Consider the following 804-nt stretch of genomic DNA (forward strand, 5'->3'; position numbering starts at 1 on the left):
AATAACGATTAAAACTGGAAAAGGAGGGTATAGAAAAATTGAGACCCGTTTCTTTTTTTAAAGCCTTCAAAGCCGCTTTAAATTCATCATAAATGGCTTTTTGCGTCTTTTCACGCCCATTTAAAGCCTCAGCCGCCTCTGCAATAATTTGATCACAAGCTTGCGGCAATAAATCAATCGCTGTTAAGCGTCCACGCCCGACCTTGCGCATCCCTCACCTCGTCTTTTATCGATGAACGTTTGGGGCGTTTAATCCCCTCAATGGAAAAGCTTCGGTCTAAATGACGCGCTCCCCGTTCTGTTAATGCCGCAAGAAAAACCGAACCCACACATTTTAACGTAACAGCCCCTTGCTCTTCCATAAAAGCCAGTTCATTGCGTACAAAATCACCATCACGCCTAATGCCGTAACTGTATAAAAGCCGCTCAATCATCGCACTCGATAAGGTTTCGCTCCGCTCACAAGCAAGCCCTTTTAAAATAATCAACCGCGCTTCTTCACGGATGATTTTATCCATATCTGCTTTCATTTCTTGGCATTCTCCAGTAAAAATTCTTGCAAGCGCTCACCAATGGCTGCCACCGGTTGTAATTGCGCAGAAAGCGTATTGAGGCGACCATTCAATTTCTCCATATTCACTTCCAACCTTTGCAGCGCATCACGATCAGGCAAAAAATCCATCTCTGTCTCTAACTTTTGCACACGCTCTTTAAGCACCGTGATGTCTTTCAACATTTCCCGCGCACCAGAAGAAAAATAAGCTTTTAAAACCCCACAAATAGCAACAATGGATAACAACAAAG

3 protein-coding genes are annotated in these 804 nt (G+C 43.5%); all 3 read right to left on the minus strand.

Annotated elements, in window-relative coordinates; all coding sequences use genetic code 11:
• Positions 1 to 211: phage protein Gp27 family protein (locus tag ACFINC_RS09500; RefSeq protein ID WP_375617050.1), on the minus strand; the 211-nt coding region annotated here is incomplete at its 3' end.
• Positions 174 to 530: a hypothetical protein gene (locus ACFINC_RS09505; protein ID WP_375617051.1), complete on the minus strand. Its 357-nt coding sequence runs from the start codon at positions 528 to 530 to the stop codon at positions 174 to 176. The genes ACFINC_RS09505 and ACFINC_RS09500, both read right to left, overlap by 38 nt.
• Positions 527 to 804 (minus strand): DUF2730 family protein (locus ACFINC_RS09510; RefSeq protein ID WP_375617052.1); only part of this gene is annotated, 278 nt, incomplete at its 5' end. The genes ACFINC_RS09505 and ACFINC_RS09510, both read right to left, overlap by 4 nt.

The sequence above is a fragment of the Bartonella sp. AP58NXGY genome (genome assembly GCF_042195785.1).
Lineage (GTDB): Bacteria > Pseudomonadota > Alphaproteobacteria > Rhizobiales > Rhizobiaceae > Bartonella.

Bases quoted from the DNA above. Each gene is read 5' to 3' on its own strand.
- ACFINC_RS09505 (WP_375617051.1), bottom strand. From the start codon at position 530: ATGAAAGCAGATATGGATAAAATCATCCGTGAAGAAGCGCGGTTGATT.